Source organism: Microcoleus sp. Z1_B2 (assembly GCF_036700325.1).
In the GTDB taxonomy this organism is placed as follows: Bacteria; Cyanobacteriota; Cyanobacteriia; order Cyanobacteriales; family Microcoleaceae; genus Microcoleus.
The window spans coordinates 64,697-84,415 of the sequence record NZ_JAUBOQ010000008.1 but is presented as its reverse complement, the minus strand read 5'-3'; the positions used below and the strand labels follow the sequence as shown (position 1 = coordinate 84,415).

At 45.2% G+C, this 19,719-nt stretch carries 21 protein-coding genes and 1 pseudogene; 13 read left to right on the top strand and 9 right to left on the bottom strand.

All coding sequences use genetic code 11. From position 1 onward, the window contains the following. The first annotated feature begins 22 nt into the window (after positions 1-22). Both QT984_RS06665 and QT984_RS06660 read left to right on the top strand, forming a co-directional pair. Entirely contained in the window at positions 23-301 is a 279-nt protein-coding gene (locus QT984_RS06665; RefSeq protein WP_333054637.1) for a pirin family protein, read from the top strand. Then, on the top strand, positions 258-875 hold the full coding sequence (locus QT984_RS06660) for a pirin-like C-terminal cupin domain-containing protein (RefSeq protein WP_333054635.1): 618 nt from the start codon (positions 258-260) through the stop codon (positions 873-875). The genes QT984_RS06665 and QT984_RS06660 overlap by 44 nt, the downstream gene beginning before the upstream one ends. Positions 876-1,076: 201 nt before the next feature. Here QT984_RS06660 and QT984_RS06655 read toward each other — a convergent pair whose 3' ends face one another. Beyond that, positions 1,077-1,652: a TIGR04376 family protein gene (locus tag QT984_RS06655; protein WP_333054634.1), complete on the bottom strand. Its 576-nt coding sequence runs from the start codon at positions 1,650-1,652 to the stop codon at positions 1,077-1,079. A gap of 355 nt (positions 1,653-2,007) precedes the next feature. After that, positions 2,008-3,249 (bottom strand): hypothetical protein, encoded by a 1,242-nt coding sequence (locus tag QT984_RS06650; protein WP_333054632.1) that lies wholly within the window; start codon positions 3,247-3,249, stop codon positions 2,008-2,010. Between the two features lie 255 nt (positions 3,250-3,504). On the opposite strand from QT984_RS06650, the gene QT984_RS06645 reads away from it, so the two are divergent. Continuing rightward, positions 3,505-3,645: a hypothetical protein gene (locus tag QT984_RS06645; protein WP_333211745.1), complete on the top strand. Its 141-nt coding sequence runs from the start codon at positions 3,505-3,507 to the stop codon at positions 3,643-3,645. 53 nt (positions 3,646-3,698) lie between these two features. Here the strand turns inward: QT984_RS06645 and QT984_RS06640 are convergent, their stop codons facing one another. From QT984_RS06640 to QT984_RS06630, 3 genes are all read right to left on the bottom strand, one after another. Next, a complete protein-coding gene (locus QT984_RS06640; protein WP_333054631.1) occupies positions 3,699-4,271 on the bottom strand; it encodes a hypothetical protein in 573 nt (190 codons plus the stop codon). Next, positions 4,258-5,376, bottom strand: a complete 1,119-nt coding sequence (locus tag QT984_RS06635; protein ID WP_333054630.1) for an AAA family ATPase — start codon at positions 5,374-5,376, stop codon at positions 4,258-4,260. Before QT984_RS06635 ends, QT984_RS06640 begins: the two co-directional genes overlap by 14 nt. A 178-nt stretch (positions 5,377-5,554) precedes the next feature. Further along, on the bottom strand, positions 5,555-7,477 hold the full coding sequence (locus QT984_RS06630; RefSeq protein ID WP_333373574.1) for an ATP-binding cassette domain-containing protein: 1,923 nt from the start codon (positions 7,475-7,477) through the stop codon (positions 5,555-5,557). A gap of 164 nt (positions 7,478-7,641) precedes the next feature. Here QT984_RS06630 and QT984_RS06625 point away from each other — a divergent pair, with 164 nt between their 5' ends. The 7 genes from QT984_RS06625 to QT984_RS06595 all read left to right on the top strand — a co-directional run bounded on the left by QT984_RS06625 (position 7,642) and on the right by QT984_RS06595 (position 11,185). Then, positions 7,642-8,412, top strand: coding sequence for a hypothetical protein (locus QT984_RS06625; protein WP_333212195.1), 771 nt, complete (start codon positions 7,642-7,644; stop codon positions 8,410-8,412). A gap of 42 nt (positions 8,413-8,454) precedes the next feature. Next, complete coding sequence (locus QT984_RS06620) at positions 8,455-8,697, top strand: DUF433 domain-containing protein (RefSeq protein WP_333212197.1); 243 nt, start codon at positions 8,455-8,457, stop codon at positions 8,695-8,697. Continuing rightward, on the top strand, positions 8,681-9,055 hold the full coding sequence (locus tag QT984_RS06615) for a DUF5615 family PIN-like protein (RefSeq protein ID WP_333212199.1): 375 nt from the start codon (positions 8,681-8,683) through the stop codon (positions 9,053-9,055). Before QT984_RS06620 ends, QT984_RS06615 begins: the two co-directional genes overlap by 17 nt. Positions 9,056-9,183: 128 nt before the next feature. Continuing rightward, positions 9,184-9,567, top strand: coding sequence for a hypothetical protein (locus tag QT984_RS06610; RefSeq protein WP_333212201.1), 384 nt, complete (start codon positions 9,184-9,186; stop codon positions 9,565-9,567). Beyond that, positions 9,557-9,904 (top strand): DUF5615 family PIN-like protein, encoded by a 348-nt coding sequence (locus QT984_RS06605; protein WP_333212203.1) that lies wholly within the window; start codon positions 9,557-9,559, stop codon positions 9,902-9,904. The genes QT984_RS06610 and QT984_RS06605 overlap by 11 nt, the downstream gene beginning before the upstream one ends. A 98-nt stretch (positions 9,905-10,002) precedes the next feature. After that, on the top strand, positions 10,003-10,278 hold the full coding sequence (locus tag QT984_RS06600; protein WP_333212204.1) for a nucleotidyltransferase family protein: 276 nt from the start codon (positions 10,003-10,005) through the stop codon (positions 10,276-10,278). 535 nt (positions 10,279-10,813) lie between these two features. Beyond that, positions 10,814-11,185 (top strand): DUF4342 domain-containing protein, encoded by a 372-nt coding sequence (locus QT984_RS06595; RefSeq protein WP_333373569.1) that lies wholly within the window; start codon positions 10,814-10,816, stop codon positions 11,183-11,185. Between the two features lie 213 nt (positions 11,186-11,398). On the opposite strand, the pseudogene QT984_RS06590 reads toward QT984_RS06595, so the two are convergent. The 3 genes and pseudogenes from QT984_RS06590 to QT984_RS06580 all read right to left on the bottom strand — a co-directional run bounded on the left by QT984_RS06590 (position 11,399) and on the right by QT984_RS06580 (position 12,736). Next, positions 11,399-11,866 (bottom strand): annotated as a pseudogene (locus QT984_RS06590) (serine hydrolase). 319 nt (positions 11,867-12,185) lie between these two features. Next, positions 12,186-12,518: a hypothetical protein gene (locus QT984_RS06585; protein ID WP_333054618.1), complete on the bottom strand. Its 333-nt coding sequence runs from the start codon at positions 12,516-12,518 to the stop codon at positions 12,186-12,188. Positions 12,519-12,562: 44 nt separating this feature from the next. Beyond that, the gene (locus QT984_RS06580) at positions 12,563-12,736 is read right to left on the bottom strand and encodes a hypothetical protein (protein ID WP_333040368.1); all 174 of its coding nucleotides are present in this window, start codon (positions 12,734-12,736) and stop codon (positions 12,563-12,565) included. Positions 12,737-13,012: 276 nt separating this feature from the next. Between QT984_RS06580 and QT984_RS06575 the strand changes: the two genes are divergently transcribed. Together QT984_RS06575 and QT984_RS06570 are read left to right on the top strand one after the other, a co-directional pair. Continuing rightward, a complete protein-coding gene (locus tag QT984_RS06575) occupies positions 13,013-14,881 on the top strand; it encodes an AAA-like domain-containing protein (protein WP_333233536.1) in 1,869 nt (622 codons plus the stop codon). 372 nt (positions 14,882-15,253) lie between these two features. After that, positions 15,254-15,853 (top strand): Uma2 family endonuclease, encoded by a 600-nt coding sequence (locus QT984_RS06570; RefSeq protein WP_333373566.1) that lies wholly within the window; start codon positions 15,254-15,256, stop codon positions 15,851-15,853. Between the two features lie 13 nt (positions 15,854-15,866). Here the strand turns inward: QT984_RS06570 and QT984_RS06565 are convergent, their stop codons facing one another. After that, complete coding sequence (locus tag QT984_RS06565) at positions 15,867-16,646, bottom strand: 5-formyltetrahydrofolate cyclo-ligase (protein ID WP_333212212.1); 780 nt, start codon at positions 16,644-16,646, stop codon at positions 15,867-15,869. 213 nt (positions 16,647-16,859) lie between these two features. Here QT984_RS06565 and QT984_RS06560 point away from each other — a divergent pair, with 213 nt between their 5' ends. Then, on the top strand, positions 16,860-19,547 hold the full coding sequence (locus QT984_RS06560; RefSeq protein WP_333054613.1) for an AAA-like domain-containing protein: 2,688 nt from the start codon (positions 16,860-16,862) through the stop codon (positions 19,545-19,547). The last annotated feature ends 172 nt before the right edge of the window (positions 19,548-19,719 follow it).

Here is a 19,719-nt window from a genome sequence, read left to right as displayed (position 1 = left end):
CAATGAGCCACACATTCAAGATTTGGGTGGATTCCAAGCCCGTCACTTGCTTCCCTCAGACGTTTTAGCACTGGTAGGCCCGTTCATCTTTTTTGACCATCTCGGCCCTGCGGTGTTTCCACCCGGCCGGGGCGTGGATGTCAGACCGCATCCGCACATCAACTTAGCAACCGTCACCTACCTGTTTGAAGGTGTTTTGCTGCATCGTGATAGTGTGGGCAGCGTTCAAGAAATCCGTCAGGCGTGCGGTGAACTGGATGACGGCAGGGCGAGGCATTGTCCACTCCGAACGCACGCCTGACGACGATCGCAGCAAAGAAGCCATCCTGCATGGCATTCAAACTTGGATAGCCCTTCCCCATGAATACGAAGAAACCGACCCCTGGTTTCGGCATCATCCGGCAACTGAACTGCCTGTTTGGGAGGACGCAGGAGTTTCGTTCACCCTGATTGCGGGTGAGGCATACGATCGCACTTCCCCAGTTCAAATATTTTCACCCATGATTTATCTGGACGTGCAACTGACTGCTGGAAGAGAATTTACCTTACCGGGCCATTACAGCGAACAGGCGGTTTACAGCGTAACAGAGGGGCTTGCGATCGATGGAGAGCCTCTGGAACAACATCGGTTAGCGGTTCTAAATTCAGGCACTGAAGTAAACATTTCTGCTTCAGCCAAGGCTCGTTGTATTGTGATTGGCGGTGAACCTGTTGGTGAGCGCCATAAGTGGTGGAATTTTGTTTCGAGTCGGCACTCGCGCATTGAGCAAGCTAAACTCGATTGGAGAGAGGGACGCTTTGCTCAGGTTCCTCAAGAGACAGAGTTTATTCCGCTGCCCGAAGAGCCACCTTCTCAAGCAGAGCAACCGTTGTGAATAACCGCAGAGATTTAACTTTAAAAACTGTTTTTTGATGCATAATTTGTCTTTTTTACTCTAATCTTCACGAATATTATTTCAAAATCGGCGTTGCTTAATCAGGGTATGAAAAAAATCAGTGGGAAATCGGGAAGCTTTGTGGGTACTGGTTTATATGACTTGCATATTGAGCTTTTCATACCGTAAATCAGCAACGCCCTATCTGCCTATATTGCGCTTCATTCGATCGAGTTCTTCGTCTGCTTCCCAGCGTTGAAACTTTTCTTCTAAAGGATCTGCCGCATTAAAACTGTTATAATTTGAACTCTGATTCCAACCCTTTGTATCCCAATTTGGCTCTGTTTTAGTGGTAGGGCGAGTTGCGGCTTCTGCCGCTTTGGCTCGGACTTCTTTTCGCCGTACTTGAATTTGGCGGTACAGTTCTTTTGCTTTTTCAATCCGTTCTTTGCAGCCTTGCATTTGACCCCAGCGCTGATTTCCCTGACGCAGCAAAGCGGCTTGTCGCTCTTGGGCGGCTTGAGCTAAATCGAGCCTTTGAGCAGCTTTAGCTTTGTTGATGCGATCGTTCCAGCGCTGAATTTCTTGGGCGGCGGAGAGAATTTCGGCTTGCAGTTTTTTCTCTTGTTTTTGGATATCGAGAATCAGTCGCAGAGTGTCTTCTTCTTGTTCCTTCAGTTGTTCTTCTATTGCCTGCAATTCGAGATGGGGATTGCTACGCAAAAATTCTTCTAATCGGGTTTCTAGAAAGCGGCTGAAATCATCAAATAAGCCCATTTTTTATAATTCCTCAGTCAATCGATTTTAGGTTTTAGATTTTAGATTTTAGATTTTAGCATTGACTTGCGCGAGATAAATTCGGGGGCAAGTTTATCGGATACAGGTTTTTTATTTCTCCACACATGAATCCGGGGGGTTGTATCCTGGATGCTTTCGGTCATTAGTCATTGGTCATTAGTTATTAGTCATTGGTTCTTAGTCACTGGCGATCGATCATCGGTCATTAGTTGTCGGTTATTATAACTAACTGTTTTCAACGGTGAGGTACAGCCTCGTAATTGCCAATCACCAATTACCATTACCTAACTCATAACTAATGACTGATGACTAATGACTCATAACTGATGACTGATTAGAACTTTTGGCCGACAAAAACCGATCGCACATCTCCTCCCTTGCGAATCACTGCTTCTTGATTTTTGATTTCTGCCAGCGTCCAACCGCTAGCGCCGATGCTTTCGCCGACATAAATTCTGCGGGCTACGCCGTCTACTTCAAACAAAGCAGCCGATCGATCGCCCAACTCCAAAATCCCTACCAGCGTGTGGGCGGAAGTGGAGGCGCTGCTAACGGCCGGTGCCGATTGCTCGGGCGCGGGCGCAGATTGCTGGGCTGCTGCGGGCGCTGGTGCCGGTTCGGTTTCGCGAGCCAAAATCTTTGGCTGGGGAGACTCCGAGGGGGAAGGGGAAGCGGCGAGGGGATCTCGATTTCCCGCAGCGGCGATCGCACGACCGGAGGCTGGAGCAGCCGGTGAGGGGGAAACTGCCGCGGTTTGAGGAGCAGCAGGAGCAGCAGGAGCCGCCGGAGCCGCAGCCACCTGAGCAGGCGGAGCCACAGTCACCTGAGCGGGGGGAGGGATCACTACGATTTGGGGTGCTGGTGCTCCCGGCTGTGCGCCGGCTTGTTCTAGGGCATCAGCGATGCGGTTGACTGCTGTCGAAAGACCTGCGGTTGCCGGCGGCGCGCCGGAAATTTGAATGCTCGGCAGCGTCCCTGGGGTGGGGGCTGCGGGAACTCCTGCAAGTTGGGGGTTAGCCTGGGGTGCTTTTTTTTGTTCGATCGCTTCTAGGGAGCGCTGCACGTATTCCACAAACGGGGTGTCTGGTGCTGTTTTGCCACTTGCTGCGGGTGTCTCTGGTGCGGGGGCGGCGGGCAAGCGCACGAGTCCCGACCTGCTCGCGAGCCATAACCCCATGACTAGCAGCAGCGACCCAAATGCTGCTCCCAGCAGCATTCTGTCGAATGATTGTTTGGACTGCTGTTTTTTGGTTGTTTCTAGGGCGACTTGGCGGGCGATCGCTTCTACGTCTTTTTCGCCCCGCTGCGACTGGGGGGGTGCCAACTGCGACAAAACTATTTGAGGTACCGAGATCGACTTGAGGGCCACGAATTCTGGCTGCACTGGTTCCGATGGCAGTCCGCCGCTGCCGTCGAATGCTCGATCGACTCCTTCAAACAGTTCGTCCATCAACCGATCGGCGTAGGACTCTACTGCCACTGCTTCGGCTGGCACTGTTTCCACCGTCGCCCTCACGGCGATCGGCTCTGACGCTGATTCCAAAGACATCTGTTCGGCGATTACTTTTTGAGGCATAGTTTTCTGTTTGCTCCCGCTCCTCGACAACCCTGAGATTCTCAACTTCAGACTTCTACAGGATACTTGTGATGTTGACCAATTCTTGGCTCAGAACAGGTCAATTGTATCTCACCCATCACCATATTTTTAGTCCTCGACCAACTTACTTTGCCCGATCGACTTTTGTTTTACCTGTTTTGTGCCTTTTCGCCCCTGTTTTCTGCTGCCAGTCTTACTTGCTTACCCTGACTTTTACTGCATATTCTACTGCTTTTGTCAACCCCACCCTCCGGGGCTTCGCAGTTTGTGACATACAGCTTTACTTGGGGCGATCGCAAAAAAAGCGGGTTTTTTGCCGCTGTTTGCGATGGCTTTGCAGCTTTGACAACGATTTCAGACTTTTATCCGTCTTAAGTTTTTGGTCAGTTTGCTTGACAGTAATGACAGGTTGCAGATTTTCTCATAACTCATGGCTGCAACAGTGGTAACAACCGCTGTAATTCCCCACAAGCTGCCTGAAGCGATAGCGGCGCATTTTCTGGTAAGCTCTGAGAATAACATCGATCGGCTAAATCCTCAACAGGGCGTTTGCAAATAGCCTCATTCTTCTCAAATTTTGCATAAGCATCCTCTTCATTCACAGTTTCTCCCTGCAAATAATCTCCCTGCAAATAGTGTATCCAAGTCTCAATATTGCGCTTGGGAACAAAAATCGCGATCGCCTCATTCGGTTCCCTATTTTCCTGCTTATGTTCATCAAGCACACTAGCTAACCAATTAAGTCTTGCTGCCAGCGTACCCGTATCTGCATCAATTAACACAACTAATCCAATCGCCACCCGGTTTCTATTCTGGCGATAAGCTTTCACTTCCGCCAGATACTGAGTGCGTACATACTGTTCTCCAGCTTGGCTACCTTTCGGACAAATATTAGCCCGAAATCTACCTGTAAAACCTCTCCTTTTTAGGAAATAACGCGCAAAAACAAACTGCTGTAGATCCTCGCAGAGAATGACAATCTGAACTCTACGCTGACTCATTCAACCATCCCCGTGCAATCAGTTCAGAAACTGGCAATCCCGAATTGTCAGCTACTTCATTGCTAATTCGTTTGACTCGAACAGCAGCATTGCTTTGACGCTCAAACCAATAGCCAATCCGTGAAGCTAAAAGATAGTTAATTAACTCAGGATGGTGAGAAATTAGTAATGCTTGAACTTTTTCATCGCTACAAAGGTCATAAAGCTCAATCAGCCAGGGTTGAATTTCTGGTAATGCTAAAAAGTTTTCCGGTTCATCAATCCACAAGGTATAATCTTCCGATTTTGTACCGTAAATCAGCGCGTATAAAGCCACTAATGTTTTTTGTCCGTCCGACAATTCTCTGAGACGATATTCAATTGGCTTGCTGTTATCTTTTTCTCCTGAAAACCGCAGTTTTAATACCAAATTATCTTCGCTTACTCGCTCAAACTTAAAATTGTTGAATCCATCCAAAACATCTCTTAAAATATTTCCAATCTCAGCAATTTTACCTTGATCTTCAGATAAGTAGCGATACCAAGAAACAAAATTTTCCATCCGAGGACTCAAACGCATTTGTTCTTGGCTACTTTCATCAACCATCAAGCTGGGAACAACTTGCACGATGATAAATCGCGCCATCCGTTCTCTAAACCAAGTTAACTTCGTGTTGTCGTTTCTTGGCATTAATGAAGGCAGAATAGATTGCGACCAGTCAAACTGGTATTTCGGGCCCGGTGAATAATCATCTCGATAGAGTTGAACTTCGCCGAATTCAAATTGTAGTAAAGGCTGGTTATCAAAGAGCAGACTCTCGTACCTAACACGACATTTATCTCCATACTCATCGATTTGTAATTGATATTTGTAGCAGCCGCCATTACCGAGAATTTCTAGCTCGAAACGCTGAATTTGTAAAGTTTGCCAGCGGGTGAAGTCCGCAGGTTTGAAAATTCCTTCAACCTTACTGTCGCCGCTGACCAATGCTTGGATTTTCTGCAACACCTCAAAAACTGTTGATTTACCCGATCCGTTAGAACCCAGAAATAGATTAATGGCATCAAAGTCAAGTTCAAAGTTTACCAAACAGCGAAAATTGTCAATATATATTCGTTTCAGCATGGGATTATTTCACTCATAATTACTCTATAGCAATCCTAAATCATTTGTGAATTTCTTACTCCCTCCCCTTACCAAGGGGAGGGTTGGGGTGGGGTAAAAAATTTACGACTCCTGCAAGGATTGCTATAGCTCCTGTCATTATTAACAGGAGCTAAACACAACATTCGGACAACCCAAATTAACCCACCCGTTCCGCCAATTCCAACCAGCGCTCAGTCGCCCGATCGATCTCCTGCGTCAACTGAGCCAAACGATCCGATAACTTCTTCATCTCGGCAAACTCGCTCGGAGCATTGTGAGACAAAATCTTCTCAATGTCTTCTTTTTCAGCTTCCATTTTCGGGATTTGACTTTCTAATTGTTCGTATTCCCGCTTCTCATTGAAGGAGACTTTGGGAGCTTTTTGAGGGGAATTTGTGGGTTTTGAATTGTTAGATTCAACAGTACGCGTAACTTTTTCTTTTTCTTTTTGCCCTTTTATTTCCTTGGCTTCTTCGGCTTTCTTGTAATCTAAATACACTGAATAATTGCCGGGATACAAGCGCAAATTGCCGCCAGGTTCCAATGCGAAAACCATGTCGATCGTGCGATCGAGAAAATAGCGATCGTGGGACACCACAATCACGCAGCCGTTAAAATCTTCGAGATAATCCTCCAAAACCGCCAAAGTCTGCACGTCCAGGTCGTTTGTCGGTTCGTCTAAAATCAGCACGTTTGGCGCACTCATCAGCACTTTCAACAGAAATAACCGGCGCTTTTCCCCGCCAGAAAGTTTGTTAATCGGTGCATACTGTTGGTTCGGTGGAAACAGAAACTTTTCCAACATTTGAGAAGCGGTAATGATTTCGCCATCCGCCGTTTGCACCAACTCCGCCACACTTTTCAAGTATTCAATAACTCGCTGGTCTTCGTTCGGCGTCAAATCCTCTGAATGCTGGTCAAAATAACCGATATGAATGGTTGTGCCAATTTCGACAGTACCCGAATCCGGCTGAATGCGTCCGGTGATGATATCCATCAGCGTCGATTTTCCCGCACCGTTGCAGCCAATAATTCCTATCCGGTCTTCGGGTGTGAAATTGTAGGTAAAATCTTTAATTAAAGTGCGATCGCCGTAAGCTTTAGAGATATTCAGTAACTCAATAACCTTCTTACCAATCCGGCGGCCCGCTGTGGCAATTTCGACTTTGCCGTTGGCTGTTTTGAACTCCTGGGCTCGCATATCTTTAATGCGATCGATCCGAGCTTTTTGCTTGGTACTGCGCGCCTTCGGCCCGCGTTTGAGCCATTCCAATTCGCGCCGCAATACACCCGCGTGTTTGCGAACTGTGCTGGCGGCCGATTCTTCAGCTAAGGCTTTTTTCTCCAAGTAATAAGCGTAATTGCCAGCATAATTGTAAAGGTCGCCGCGATCGATCTCCAGGATGCGATTGGTAACGCGATCGAGAAAATAGCGATCGTGCGTAATCAGCAGCAAAGCACCGCGATAGCCGTTCAAATAATTCTGCAACCACTCCACAGACAGCGCATCCAAGTGGTTTGTCGGTTCATCCATCAGTAAGACATCGGGCTCCGACAACAAAGCCGTTGCTAAGGCAATTCGCTTGCGGTAGCCGCCGGACAAATCGGCAATTTTCGCATCAAAATCCTCAATCCCCAACTTGGTCAAAATCAATTTCGCCTTGGTTTCCAAGTCCCACGCATCCACCTCATCAATGCGTTCAGACACCGCAGACAGACGCGCCATCAACTTGTCTGTATCGCCTTTGCCGTGGGACAATTGATCGGAAATTTCCTCGTATTCGCGCACTAAAGCCATTTGTTCGCCACTGTCGGCAAATACTTGCTCTAAGACAGTGTGATTTTCGTCTAAATCCGGCTGTTGGGGAAGATAGACAATTGTAGACCCTGGATTGACCCAGCGATCGCCAGAGTCGATCGACTCCATACCCGCAATCATTTTCAGCAGGGTTGATTTGCCGGAACCGTTTGTGCCGATGAGTCCGACTTTATCGCCTTCATCGAGGCTGAAACTGGCATCTGTCAAGAGTTCCTTGATGCCGAAGTCTTTTTTGATCGATCGTAGAGTAAAAATAGTCATGAGTATATAAAATTATCTACCTAACTTTTGACATCGGTGAGCGAATTGCGGTATTTTAGGTTATATCATATATTGTAACGCATTTGTGACACAACTATAGAAACAATCTCGACTAAAAAAGTGAAGGTTCCAAATTATTTTCACACTAGACGCTTTGTTTTTCTATGATATCAGAAGTAGCACTATCAAAAAGGCGCGGTTTTCAGTTTATAGAACTGGAAGCAAATAAGGTTGGCATTCTTTTAGTCAAAGCTCCCATTGAATTAAGCAGTCCGGTGATTGCCAAAGTATTTGGTGGCAATTTAGAGCTAAACGTATGGGGTAAGCAGTATCATCCTAGTGATTGCTGGATGTCACTTATATATCAGTATAAAGGACATCCGTGGAGTATAGTTTTTCCAATCAATGTGTGTGTAGATAGCAAGGTTTCTCAGGTGTCTGAGTCATTGAAAACTCGATGCATTTATTTACAGAATGAAGATACATCAGGTTGTTCTGCGTATCAGCTATTTGAGAATGGTAAATGTATTGAAGAGTTCGAGTGGGGAGTAGATTACACCGAAGAGGTTTTTGAGATTTCACCCCAAGAATTACCGGAATATGCAGAGGAAATGGAAGCGCGGGGTACGCCCATAGCCGACGGTTGGAACCCCAAGAAATGGGATATTTATATTACCAGTGGTACTCATGTTGGTTACAAATTTCGCACTGAAGAATGCACGCTCAAAGTAACTGAAGATAGTTTAAGAGATTCGAGACTTTTTCTTGATTTTCTCCTGCGAAGGCAAGATGCTTGGTTGCCTGATTATGAATACATCCCTTGGGGAGAAATTATCAAAGCTGAAAGTGCCAACGCTGACGATTTTGTGCGCGTAGACGGGATCTACAGAACGACTAAAATAGAGAGACCAACTCCACTTAACTGGGACACTTGATATGGTTTCGTCAGAACTACTCTTGAGGTTGCGAGGGTCAAAATGAAAATAGATCGTATTACAAGCAATCCAAAGCGGATGAACGGGCAACCATGTATTCGCGATCTTCGGCTTACTGTTCGTCGAGTGATTGAGCTGCTAGCAACTTATCCCGATCGAGAAGAGCTACATCAAGAGTTTCCCGAACTAGAGGATGAAGATATCCGGCAAGCCCTAGTTTTTGTATCTTGTTACCTTGACGATCGCATCATTGAGCTACCTAATCATTATGAAGCTGTTGCTTGACCAGGGATTACCACTTTCGGCGGCAGCATTATTACGTGATGCAGGTATCGAAACCATCCATGTTGGTGAAATTGGTATGTCTCAAGCCGAAGATACCGAAATCATCCAGAAAGCCAGATTTGAGGAACGTGTGGTTGTTACACTCGATGCGGATTTTCATACATTGCTAGCACTTGATGAAGCAGCTTCTCCTTCAGTTATTCGCGTTCGGATTGAAAGGTTACGCGCCCAAGCATTAACGGATTTACTGCTGATGGTAATTGCTGAGTGCGAGGAGGATTTAGAACAAGGAGCGGCCATTTCGGTCGAGCCAAGCCGTATTCGTATTCGTCGTCTGCCACTCATACCGGATGTCTAAAAAATAGTCATCAGTATAAACAGTCATTTACGTGACCCTGATGCTCAAAAGGTTTATGTCAATCTCGATTGTCCACGCCTTCCAATGTACTATAATTCAGATACCAACCTTTGTTGGAGTATTTTTTTATGTCCTTGCAAGAGCTTAAAGAAAAAGCCAGCCAACTATCAGTCAGCGATCGCCTTGCCCTGCTAGGTGCGATCGTTCAATCCCTGCAAAGTACACCAGAAATCGAGAATTGGCAATATTTAATTGCACGTCCTCATCCTTGGCGCAAACAACTTTACATTAAGGGACGTAAATTACTGGCATCGACTATTTGGCGAGACATGACTGCCAATCAGATGTCACCCGAACAAGCTGCCGAAAATTGGGATTTACCCCTGTCTGCTATCTATGAGGCGATTGATTACTGTCAGAATAATCAAGAAATTTTAAAATTAGAAGCAGACGAGGAACGCTATCGATTGGAAGTAAAAGGAGTCCAAGTTCAGTCTACGAATGCTGCTTGACGAAGATTCTCAAGCCAAGTATTTAGTCAATCTTCTTCAGGCAGCCGGTCACGATGTAGCCACAGTCAATACATTAAATTTAATGAATCATCCAGATTCAGTCGTGCTAGACGCTGCCAGAGAAAATGAGAGAGTGCTGCTTACACGCAATTGTGATGACTTTCAGCAATTGCATCAAGCGAACCCAGAACATTCAGGAATTTTGGCAGTTTATCAAGATTCTGAAGCTTCTAAGAATATGAGTTATCAGGCGATAGTGAAGGCAATTGATAATTTAGAAACAGCCGAATATGAACTCAATAATCAGTTTGTGGTTCGGAATCAATGGAATTATTAATGAGAAATTTATGTAAAAATGCAAAATATAAGTCTCATTGTTAGCAGCTATTATACAATTTTATCGAAACCTAGTTTCTGCTAGACAAAGGAGGCTGAATGAAAACCGATCTCGCCCTGCCAATTGACCAAATCACCAAATTCTGCCAACAGTGGCAAATCATCGAACTCTCCCTCTTTGGTTCGATACTTCGTGACGACTTTCATGCAGACAGCGACATCGATATCCTAGTTGCTTTTGCCCCCACAGCCAACGGGCGTCTACTCGATCGCGCCCAAATGCAGGAAGAACTCGAAGCAGTGCTAAGTAGACGAGTCGATCTAATCAGTAAACGGGCGATCGATCGCAGTTCCAACTGGATTCGCCGCCTTTGAAATTCTCTCTACTGCTCAAACTATTTATGTCAAATAACTGGTCTCGCACTTCCTTAATCGATCGCTCTTTTTATTTCAACAACTGCTTCTCCCGTTTTACCCGTGGCGCGATCGGGTATTGATAAGAAGTCGTGCCGATCGACTGCTTAAACAGATCGGCGAAAAGTCCGTTAAGGTTATCTGTTTTCAGCCGAGATTAGGCAAGCAAAATCGTTAGCTTTCTGGGTAAGTGCAAGCGATCGCCGATTGGTGTCCAACTTAAAGATTCAACAGACAGCAGCCATCTTGGCATAGCTGGCATACGCACCTTACTTGTATCTAGAGACGGGTTGTTTCCACAATATCTGCTCTACCTTTAGGAATACATAAACCCGCCCTGATCTAACGCCACAAAAATAATGTTGTGAGTAAAAAGGCAGGGGTGGAAAGTACGAATGCAGATTGTAGGGTTTCCTTGCCTGTCATTCCCAAGTGCGATCGCCGAAGATAAGGGTATAGAAATTAAACGGCTGGTTTTCACCCGCCCTTACACAAAATGAACTCACAAATAGAACAACAAGTAACAATTCTACAAGACGAAACAGCAGCGGCAGGGAATTCAGCCAACCCAACAGTTGAAACTCATGTATTTGCCTCAGAATTTGCCACAGAGGAAAAAGTCAGAGTGGAAGAATTTAAGATTAGCGGCGACAGCCTAATTGGTAAAGTCAAAGAACTAATTCAGCAAGGAAAACTCCGCCGCCTTGTCATCAAAAACTCGCAAGGGCGGACTTTGGCAGACATTCCGCTGATGGCGGGATTGGTAGGTGGCGTTGCAGGATCAGTAGTCTTTCCCATTGCTGCTGTACTTGCTACAGTGGGGGCAGTTGCGGCTCATTTGACTGTGGCTGTCGAGCGCAAAGAATAGAGCTCTTGCAAAAATCCTTTCCCTCAATTGATGGGACGGGCTCTTCGGCCCATCCCACAAGAAAAAATAACTCTTGTGGGATGGGCCGAAGAGCCCGTCCTAATTATTTTTGCAAGAAGTCTAATAGTGATTAGTAATTAAAAATCTTCTCTTCAAGTCCGCGAAGGCGGACTTTGTTTGTTTAGTAGCGATTTCTATCGCCGAATTGTCTGATCAACGTAACTTCTCCGGTACTCTCGCCGCAGGTTGGTCTAAATAATTGTAAACAATCCGCGAAATTCGACGGACAAAATCTCTCACAATCGGGTCATTGTAAGGACGTTTGACAAAGATTGCGGCTAAATAACGCTTACCGTTGGGCATATCAATAATTCCCGCATCGCCAACCACAAAGCCGATATCTCCGGTTTTGTCCGCAATAACTGCACCGGGACCCAAACCTGAAGGCAACAGCGTTCTAGTTGTTGTGTGCCGCAGTAATTCTCAAGCTTGTTCGCGACTGGATTCAGAAACTAATTTATCGCGAGACAGCATCGCCAGCAGCTTTACCATATCCACAGAACTTGTGGTATTTGTTCCTTAAAAATCACCGAGCCAATTGCGAATTATCGTATCAGTTAATCCCAAACTGCGAAAACGTTCGTTGAGTTTAGTAATTCCCCCCAAACGTTCAATAATCATTTTGGTGGCTGTGCAGTTTTAGAGTCATGTTTAAAGAGAAAGAGTTGAATGGCCGCAGCGAGAAAGCGGCTGGAAAAACGTTATCAACCGCTTTCGATACGAAGCACCTAGCATCATACAGTCAACTCTTGCCCGCAGCCGTATTTTTTTTATTTTCTTTGAGAGTATTCCGTTTCCGGGACTCCTATCAAATGCGGTTATATTACCCCTTTTTTTTCGAGTCTGGCGGAGGGAGACGAAAGTTTGTACAGGGGCGAATTCTAGTGGCAGAATTCTTGTTTTGTAGACACAAATTTTATTCACCTGAGATGAATCCAAGTTAGGCGACTTCCCGATTTCTAGCATCTTCGAGCGAGTCGATCGCGGCTTTGAGAAAAACTTTTCCTTTAGCAACAAATCGGCGATCGCTCAAAGGATCGTAAGCTTCCCAATTACCGCTAACTTCGCGATCGCACCACAAAAACCAGCAGCGGTAGATTTCCCCGCTATCTATATCATCGCACAAAGCCAGCCAATCATCCCCCGTCAGAGCGCTGGCATCTAATGCTACCAATTCCACCCACGCAAGTGCAGTGCAGGCATCGATCGCCTCAGCGTCAACGGAATCAGATTTGGTAGCTATAGGTTGTGGTGAACACAGTGTAGACTTCATAATTTCTCCTTAATTCAATTAAATCAATCAATCAATGGATTGCCCTATTTATGGAACTGACCCGGTACGCCAAGTGGAAAAACTGTGTTTTGATAAATTTCTGGTTCGTCAAATTTACCAGCCGCTGATGCTTCTGTTAAATTATTAAGTGTATTAATTGTGAAAATGGCGGCGGTTCCCAAAGCGGCCATTGCCAGTCTGTGTAAGATTTTGCTCATTTGGCTGCTCCTTTTTTGCTTGGTGTATCTACTCTAAAAAGTTAAGTGGTGAGTAGTGGCGGAGATTGGGGAGTTAAGAAAAACTTTTTATCCTCAAATATATTCAACTGTTGAAGCCGTTATCAGGACAGAGTTTGAGGAGTCGATCGCCCCAAAAACCTCTTCAAGTAAAATCCCTTAAATTCCGGCTGGCTGACTATCTTCCTTAAAATCGCCTAAAATAGGGACTTAAGGCGTTAAAATTTCTAGATTCGTTCCCCTTTCAGTGCAAGCGAAGTGCTCAAGTCAAAACGCGATCGTGGTCGCATTCTCACTGCCTCTGGCTTAAAGAAACTTAACGAGGCGCTCCAAGAATGGTCTGACCGATATAACATTAGAGGTACTCTGACTGAAATCGAGGCCGAGTCTGGCGTTGGTGCCGATACAGTCAGCAAAATTAAGCAGGGTAGAGAAGGTGCGGATTTGAGTAAAATTCGACAGTTGTTCGCGGCTTTTGAAATGACTCTGGCTGCTAGCGACCATCGATCGGCTAAACTTGAGGAACCGGAAAATTTAGACGTGCTGGACAATTTGCCGCCAGCGGGAGAAACAGCCACCAGCAGCAGAATTGTTAAAGTATTTGTCAGTTATCGCAGCGCCGAACCCGATCGCGAGTTGGGAAAACAGTTAGAAACGGCCTTAAGCGCGATCGGTCATACAGTTTTCACAGCAGAAAATAATATTAGATTAGGAGATAATTGGTTCGATCGCATTAATTTATTCCTCCAAGAATGCGATTATTTGCTGCTACTGTTACCGCCAACGGGAAACCAAAGCGAACTACTAACATATCAAGTTCAGCAAGCAAAAGAACTCCAAGACTCCCGCCATGACAAAAAACCAATAATTCTCCCCATCCGCGTCGGTTTTCCGCTGAACGCGCCTCTAAATCACGATTTGCGGGGTTATCTGTACCGCATCAAACAGAGGGAATGGAAAACCACCGCCGACACTCCAATTATTATCGAAGAAGTTCTGAACTTGCTAGCAGAAACTCCCGCACCAGTCACAGAAGAAACAGAAGATTTAACACAAAACCAGGTATTAGAAATTAGCAGCGACGAAATACCTCTACCCGCCGCCGAACCAGAATTACCGGGAGGACAAGTCGATGTCGCTTCTCAATTTTATGTAGAACGCCCGCCCATTGAAGAACGCTGCTATCAAACTATTGTGCAACCCAGCGCGTTAATTAGAATTAAAGCACCGAGACAAATGGGCAAAACTTCCTTGATGGCAAGAATTTTGCATCACGGATCCCGTCAAGGCTATTGCACCGTGCCGCTAACTTTTCAGTTAGTAGATAAAGCCGTATTCGCCAACTTAGATAAATTTTTAAAGTGGTTTTGCGCTTACGTCGGCCGCGAGTTGCACTTACCAAATCAATTAGACGATTATTGGGACGAGATTTTTGGCAGCAAAGTTAACTGCAAAGATTACTTTGAAAAATACATTTTGCCGCAAATCGACAGTCCTTTAATTTTAGGATTAGACGAGATCGATCGCGTTTTCCAATATCCCGACATTGCCGAAGACTTTTTAGGACTACTGCGGGCGTGGCACGAAGAATCGAAGCGGCGCGACATCTGGAAAAAACTGCGATTAATTGTAGTTCACTCCACGGAAGTTTACATCCCGATGAACATCAATCAATCGCCTTTCAACGTCGGACTTCCCGTTGATTTGCCGGAATTCAACGCTGGGCAAATCCAAGATTTAGCAGCGCGCCATAATTTGAATTGGTCGGAGGCAGAAGTTGAGGAATTGATGGCAATTGTCGGCGGACATCCGTATTTAGTGCGAGTTGCATTATATCACATTTCGCGATCGGATTTGACACTAGATGAATTAAAAGAAAGTGCGATCGCAGATGCTGGAATTTACAGCGACCATTTGCGCCGCCAATTGTGGAATTTAGAAGAATATCCAGAGTTGGCGCAGGGGATGAGAGAGATTGTAGTGGCGGACTCTCCGGTGCAATTAAAGGCTATGCAGGCTTTTAAATTAGACAGCTTGGGGTTGGTGAAATTGCAGGGGAACGAGTGCGTGCCGAGGTGCGAGTTGTACCGACAATATTTTCGATCGCACTTGAGCGCGATCGGGTAAAATGTAAAGCGGTTTGCGATCGTATAATTCCCGATATTGTAGGGGCGGGTTCACCGATAATAACAGCCTAAAACTGACAATCTCATAAACCCGCCCCCACCAAACGAAAAATCACAATCTACATATTTTTAGATTAAAACATCCCATGAACGATATTTTTTTGATAACATCCGATAATTGGCTAGATTGGATAGCCGTATTTGGTTATCTAGCTTTTACAGCTTTCATTGCATGGCGCGTATTCACCACAAAGTAGATATATTATGAAATTACCTTCCTCTTCTTCTTCTTTCTTACTTCGCGTCCTTCGCGCCTTCGCGGTTCGTTAAATAAACAGTAAAATAAAACAATAATCAACTCGCCCAGACAGTTATGCCGCCCGTCGAAAGTGTTGCAGCAATTCCGAACGATCTGATTTTGCGCTTGAGCATCGAGCAGTATCATGCGATAATTCAAGCTGGCATTCTCACCGATGATGACTCTGTAGAATTGCTGGAAGGTTGGCTGGTTTTCAAAATGCCCAAAAATCCACCGCATCGAGTCACAACTCGTCTTGTCAGAACAGCTTTAGAGAATATTTTACCCCCTGGTTGGTATGTCGATTCTCAAGAACCGATAACGCTATCTAACAGCGAACCAGAACCTGATATAGTGGTTGTTCGAGGGGATACAAGACAGTATCTCGATCGCCATCCGGGTGCTGAAGATATTGCCCTGATTATTGAAGTATCTGATACGACGCTTCAGCGCGATCGCACTGTCAAAAAACGGATTTATGCCCGCGCTGGAATTGCGATTTATTGGATTGTGAATCTTGTTGAAGGACTGGTTGAGGTGTACTCTCAACCTCTTGTTGAAGTTGAGCCGTCAGATTACAGTCAAAGGTTAGATTTTGGGCGATCGGCTGTTATACCAATTATTATTGAAGGGATAGAAATTGGGGCGATCGCTGTAGATGCTCTTTTGCCTTGATTTTGATTCCAAGCTATTGGTTATTGGTTAATTGCTCTCTCAACTTTCGCAAAATTGGAATTTTTTCCAACTGTTCCGGCCGTATACTATCCCAGTTTAACCCAATTGGACGCGGATAAGTTGTATTAGTTTCAATTACCTCCTCAGCATTAACAATCCAATTCAGTGCCCAATCGTGAGCTTGCATCGGTAAACGCAAATCTTCGACTATTTGCAAAGGATGCACTGTTGTCACAATTGGCGTATCGATTTCTACTAACCCGAATTCTGTCAACATAGCCAATTCCAAATCGGCAAAACCTGCACCTTTCCCGGTTCTTCCCCCGTTGCGCGCCACCGCTACACAACCGACTATTACTAAATCAATTGGCTCCATTTCTGCAAAACTTACCAATTTTCCGCAATCGAGAGCTTTGCGGGCGATCCTCTTCGAGGGCTTCGCTAACGCACTTTCGGCAATTGATATATTTTGTCTCTGCAAATCCTCAGCGGTTAACTCAACAAAACAGCGATCTTCTGTCAAGCGCGGTACTGCCATATACAGGCGTTTTCCATCTTGCAAAGCTTGCATCCGCACCGGATTTTGCGCCGCATCTGGATTGCACTTAATCGTTTTTGCTTGTTGCCAAATTGGTAAATTTGCCAATTTTTCCGCCGCCAACTGGGCCCCAACAAAGTTGGGAATATGACCAAACGGATCGCCAATAGATGCGGCTTGCTGCTTGAGCAAAGACCAAATTTCTGTTCTTAACTTGTCTTTGTCGTCGTTATATCCAGTCCAATCAGTTTTCATGTTATTAGGCCTTATTGGTGGCGGTAAACTGCGCTAAAATTGTATGGTGCGTCCGACTTTCGTTATAGGGCAATTATTCAGGATTTCGGATCTGACGCACCTTACTAATTGTGCCCGTTTCGGTAGATGTAAAGAGATATTTTAAATGATGTAGTAGCGGTTGAAACCGCCGAATGACTAAAAGGTGATCTTTTTATTGTACCATTTTATCCTATGGATTATACCACAAAACCCAGTTACTATCAAGTCGGTGGGAGTTTGACAAATAACGCTCCCAATTATGTGAAGCGGCAAGCCGACGACGATTTATATAACGGATTGAAGGCGGGGGAATTTTGCTATGTTTTAAATTCCCGGCAAATGGGCAAATCTAGCTTGCAGGTGCGGACAATTCAGCGGCTGAGAAATGAAGGAATTGCTTGTGCTGCGATCGACATTTCGGAAATTGGCAACCGCGGCGTCACTCCCGAACAGTGGTATGCTGGTTTGCTACGCATCCTCGAAAATAATTTTAACCTGTCGGATATTGTCAACGTGCGGACTTGGTGGCGCGATCGCAATTTTTTAACCCCGGTTCAAAGATTGAGCGAATTCATCGAAACCGTACTCTTACCCAACATTTCCAGCAATATTGTCATTTTTATTGACGAAATCGACAGCATTCTCGCCCTAGATTTTCCCGCCGACGATTTTTTAGCCTTAATTCGATCGTGCTACAACAAGCGCGCCAACAATTCAGAGTTCGATCGCCTAACTTGGGCCCTCTTAGGCGTAGCATCGCCGACGGATTTGTGCCGCGAGCAAAATGCCACCAGCAATACCCCTTTTAATATTGGCAAGGCGATCGAATTAACTGGTTTTGACGAAACAGAAGCTCAACCGCTAGCAGCGGGGTTGGCAGAGCTGACAGACAGCTCTCAGGAAGTTTTGAGAGAAGTATTGTATTGGACTGGCGGGCAGCCTTTTTTGACTCAAAAGCTGTGCAAACTTCTCTTTGAAAATGCCGAATTAGTCCAAAATTCCAAAGAGTGGGTGGAGAAAGTAGTGCGCTTGAAAATTGTGGAAAATTGGGAAACTCAAGATGTGCCAGAACATTTGTCCACAATTCGCGATCGGCTTTTCAAAGAAAACCAGCGGATTGTGAGGAGACTCGGATTGTATCAGCAAATTTTAGAGCAAACTGAAATTGTCCCCGATGGTAGTGCCGAACAAATGGAGTTACGATTAAGCGGATTAATCGTTAAGCGCGGGGAAAAATTAACCATTTCTAATCCTATTTATGAAGCTGTATTTAACCAAGAGTTAATTGAAGAAAAATTAGAAAAACTCTCGCCTTACTCGGAAGCCATCAAAGTCTGGCTAAATTCTAGCTGTGAAGATGATTCCCAACTGTTGCGAGGGGATGATTTGCAGTCAGCATTAGTTTGGGCGGCCGGCAAAAGTTTGAGAAACGAAGATTTTCAGTTTTTGACTGCTAGCCAGAAAGTTATTTTGAGCGACCAAAATCAACTGCTGCATTTAGCTACACTCGAAACCAAAAAAGCTGTCTGTGATGCCGAAAAAGCTTTGAGTGAAGCTGACTCTGCCAAACAAAAAGCCAAACAGTGGATCGGCATCGGTTCTGCGGTACTGGCAGCATCGTTACTGGCGGCGATCGGCTTTTCAACTCTCGCTTACCAGCGGTTTAAACTAGCACAAGCAAGTATTGAAATCGAACAAAATGGCAGCGATGCTTTACTGTTGGCGGTATCTCAAAAAACCGAAAACACCGAAGCTTTATCAGAAGCTTTACTGAGGGCGATCGCCTCCGGGAAAAAATTAAGAACCTTGGTTCAAAACAAACCTAAGCTAGAACAATACCCGGCAACTAGACCGCTGTTAGCCTTACAAATAATTCTCGATAAAATTAGCGAAACACAGCAAATTAAAGCCTCATTAAGTCCGCCAAGAAAGATAACGTGGCAAGCTCATAAAAATGCCGTTACCAGCGTCAATTTTAGCCCAAATCGGCAGATTTTAGCAACCGCAGGAATAGACGATAGAGTTCGGATATGGAACTTTTCCGGGCAAAAAATTGCTGAATGGAAAGCTTTCCAGCAGTCAGTTAATATGGTAAATTTTAGCCCAAATGGTAAATTTTTAGCGACCGCAGGAAGGGACAGCACAGTTAAAATCTGGAATTTATCAGGTAAAAATATTGCTACTTTGAAAGGAATTAAAGGCTCTGTTACCAGCATCAGTTTCAGCCCGGAAGGAAAGTTATTAGCGGCGGCAGGGATAGACAGCTATGCTGCAATTTGGCAATTGTCAAAACAGCCACAATTAGTATCGCCTAGCCAGAAACTCCCAGGTCACAACGGCTTAGTGAGAAGCGTAAATTTTAGCCCAAATGGTGATTTCATAACGACTTTAGATGGCAAATCTACAGTGCGACTTTGGAATTTGTCGGGCAAGCTAAAAAAAACACTGCCTATTCAGGCAATTGGGATCAGTTTCACTCCGGCTCAACACCAGTATCGCTTTGCTACAGTAACATTAAATGGCAAAGTTGGGCTGTGGAATCTGTCAGAAAAAGAATTAGTTAAGGAATTTCAAACCTTGCATTTTGATGCGAAATCAATTAGTTTTAGTCCCGACGGAGAACGGCTGGCTACAGTGGGAATTGACAAGACTGTACGGCTGTGGAATTTAGCGGGGCGGCAGGTTGCTCAATTTGAGTTCGAGGAGAATGTTGTTAGTGTCAGTTGGAGTGGAGACGGAAAACAAATTGCTGTAGCTGGAAGCAACGGCACTGTATGGTTGAGGCAGGTTGAAGGGTTAGAAGAATTGCTGAAGCAAAGCTGCAATTTTTTCGCCACTCAACCGAAGTATTTTACAAGAGTTTCAACTATCTGCAAGTAGGGACACCGCACCGTGCCCTTCTTCGTGTCAACTTAAGCTGTCAGCCCGCCAAGTCTGTTAGTCGTCCATCAAGTCCGCCAGGGGTTGAAACCCCTGTCTAATAGCGAAAGTCCTCTCAAAGAGGACTGAAGAGAAGAATCTCCACTCATTAGTCCTCTGAAGCGAGGACTTT

Excerpts from the sequence above, each read along its gene's own strand:
- QT984_RS06605 (WP_333212203.1), top strand. The coding sequence starts at position 9,557 with ATGCTGCTTGACGAAGATTCTCAAGCCAAGTATTTAGTCAATCTTCTT.
- QT984_RS06565 (WP_333212212.1), bottom strand. The coding sequence starts at position 16,646 with ATGAAAACTGATTGGACTGGATATAACGACGACAAAGACAAGTTAAGA.
- QT984_RS06620 (WP_333212197.1), top strand. The coding sequence starts at position 8,455 with ATGAAAATAGATCGTATTACAAGCAATCCAAAGCGGATGAACGGGCAA.
- QT984_RS06580 (WP_333040368.1), bottom strand. The coding sequence starts at position 12,736 with ATGAGCAAAATCTTACACAGACTGGCAATGGCCGCTTTGGGAACCGCC.
- QT984_RS06630 (WP_333373574.1), bottom strand. The coding sequence starts at position 7,477 with ATGACTATTTTTACTCTACGATCGATCAAAAAAGACTTCGGCATCAAG.
- QT984_RS06585 (WP_333054618.1), bottom strand. The coding sequence starts at position 12,518 with ATGAAGTCTACACTGTGTTCACCACAACCTATAGCTACCAAATCTGAT.
- QT984_RS06655 (WP_333054634.1), bottom strand. The coding sequence starts at position 1,652 with ATGGGCTTATTTGATGATTTCAGCCGCTTTCTAGAAACCCGATTAGAA.
- QT984_RS06635 (WP_333054630.1), bottom strand. The coding sequence starts at position 5,376 with ATGCTGAAACGAATATATATTGACAATTTTCGCTGTTTGGTAAACTTT.
- QT984_RS06560 (WP_333054613.1), top strand. The coding sequence starts at position 16,860 with ATGGATTATACCACAAAACCCAGTTACTATCAAGTCGGTGGGAGTTTG.
- QT984_RS06615 (WP_333212199.1), top strand. The coding sequence starts at position 8,681 with ATGAAGCTGTTGCTTGACCAGGGATTACCACTTTCGGCGGCAGCATTA.
- QT984_RS06640 (WP_333054631.1), bottom strand. The coding sequence starts at position 4,271 with ATGAGTCAGCGTAGAGTTCAGATTGTCATTCTCTGCGAGGATCTACAG.
- QT984_RS06595 (WP_333373569.1), top strand. The coding sequence starts at position 10,814 with ATGAACTCACAAATAGAACAACAAGTAACAATTCTACAAGACGAAACA.
- QT984_RS06600 (WP_333212204.1), top strand. The coding sequence starts at position 10,003 with ATGAAAACCGATCTCGCCCTGCCAATTGACCAAATCACCAAATTCTGC.
- QT984_RS06625 (WP_333212195.1), top strand. The coding sequence starts at position 7,642 with ATGATATCAGAAGTAGCACTATCAAAAAGGCGCGGTTTTCAGTTTATA.
- QT984_RS06660 (WP_333054635.1), top strand. The coding sequence starts at position 258 with ATGACGGCAGGGCGAGGCATTGTCCACTCCGAACGCACGCCTGACGAC.
- QT984_RS06570 (WP_333373566.1), top strand. The coding sequence starts at position 15,254 with ATGCCGCCCGTCGAAAGTGTTGCAGCAATTCCGAACGATCTGATTTTG.
- QT984_RS06610 (WP_333212201.1), top strand. The coding sequence starts at position 9,184 with ATGTCCTTGCAAGAGCTTAAAGAAAAAGCCAGCCAACTATCAGTCAGC.
- QT984_RS06650 (WP_333054632.1), bottom strand. The coding sequence starts at position 3,249 with ATGCCTCAAAAAGTAATCGCCGAACAGATGTCTTTGGAATCAGCGTCA.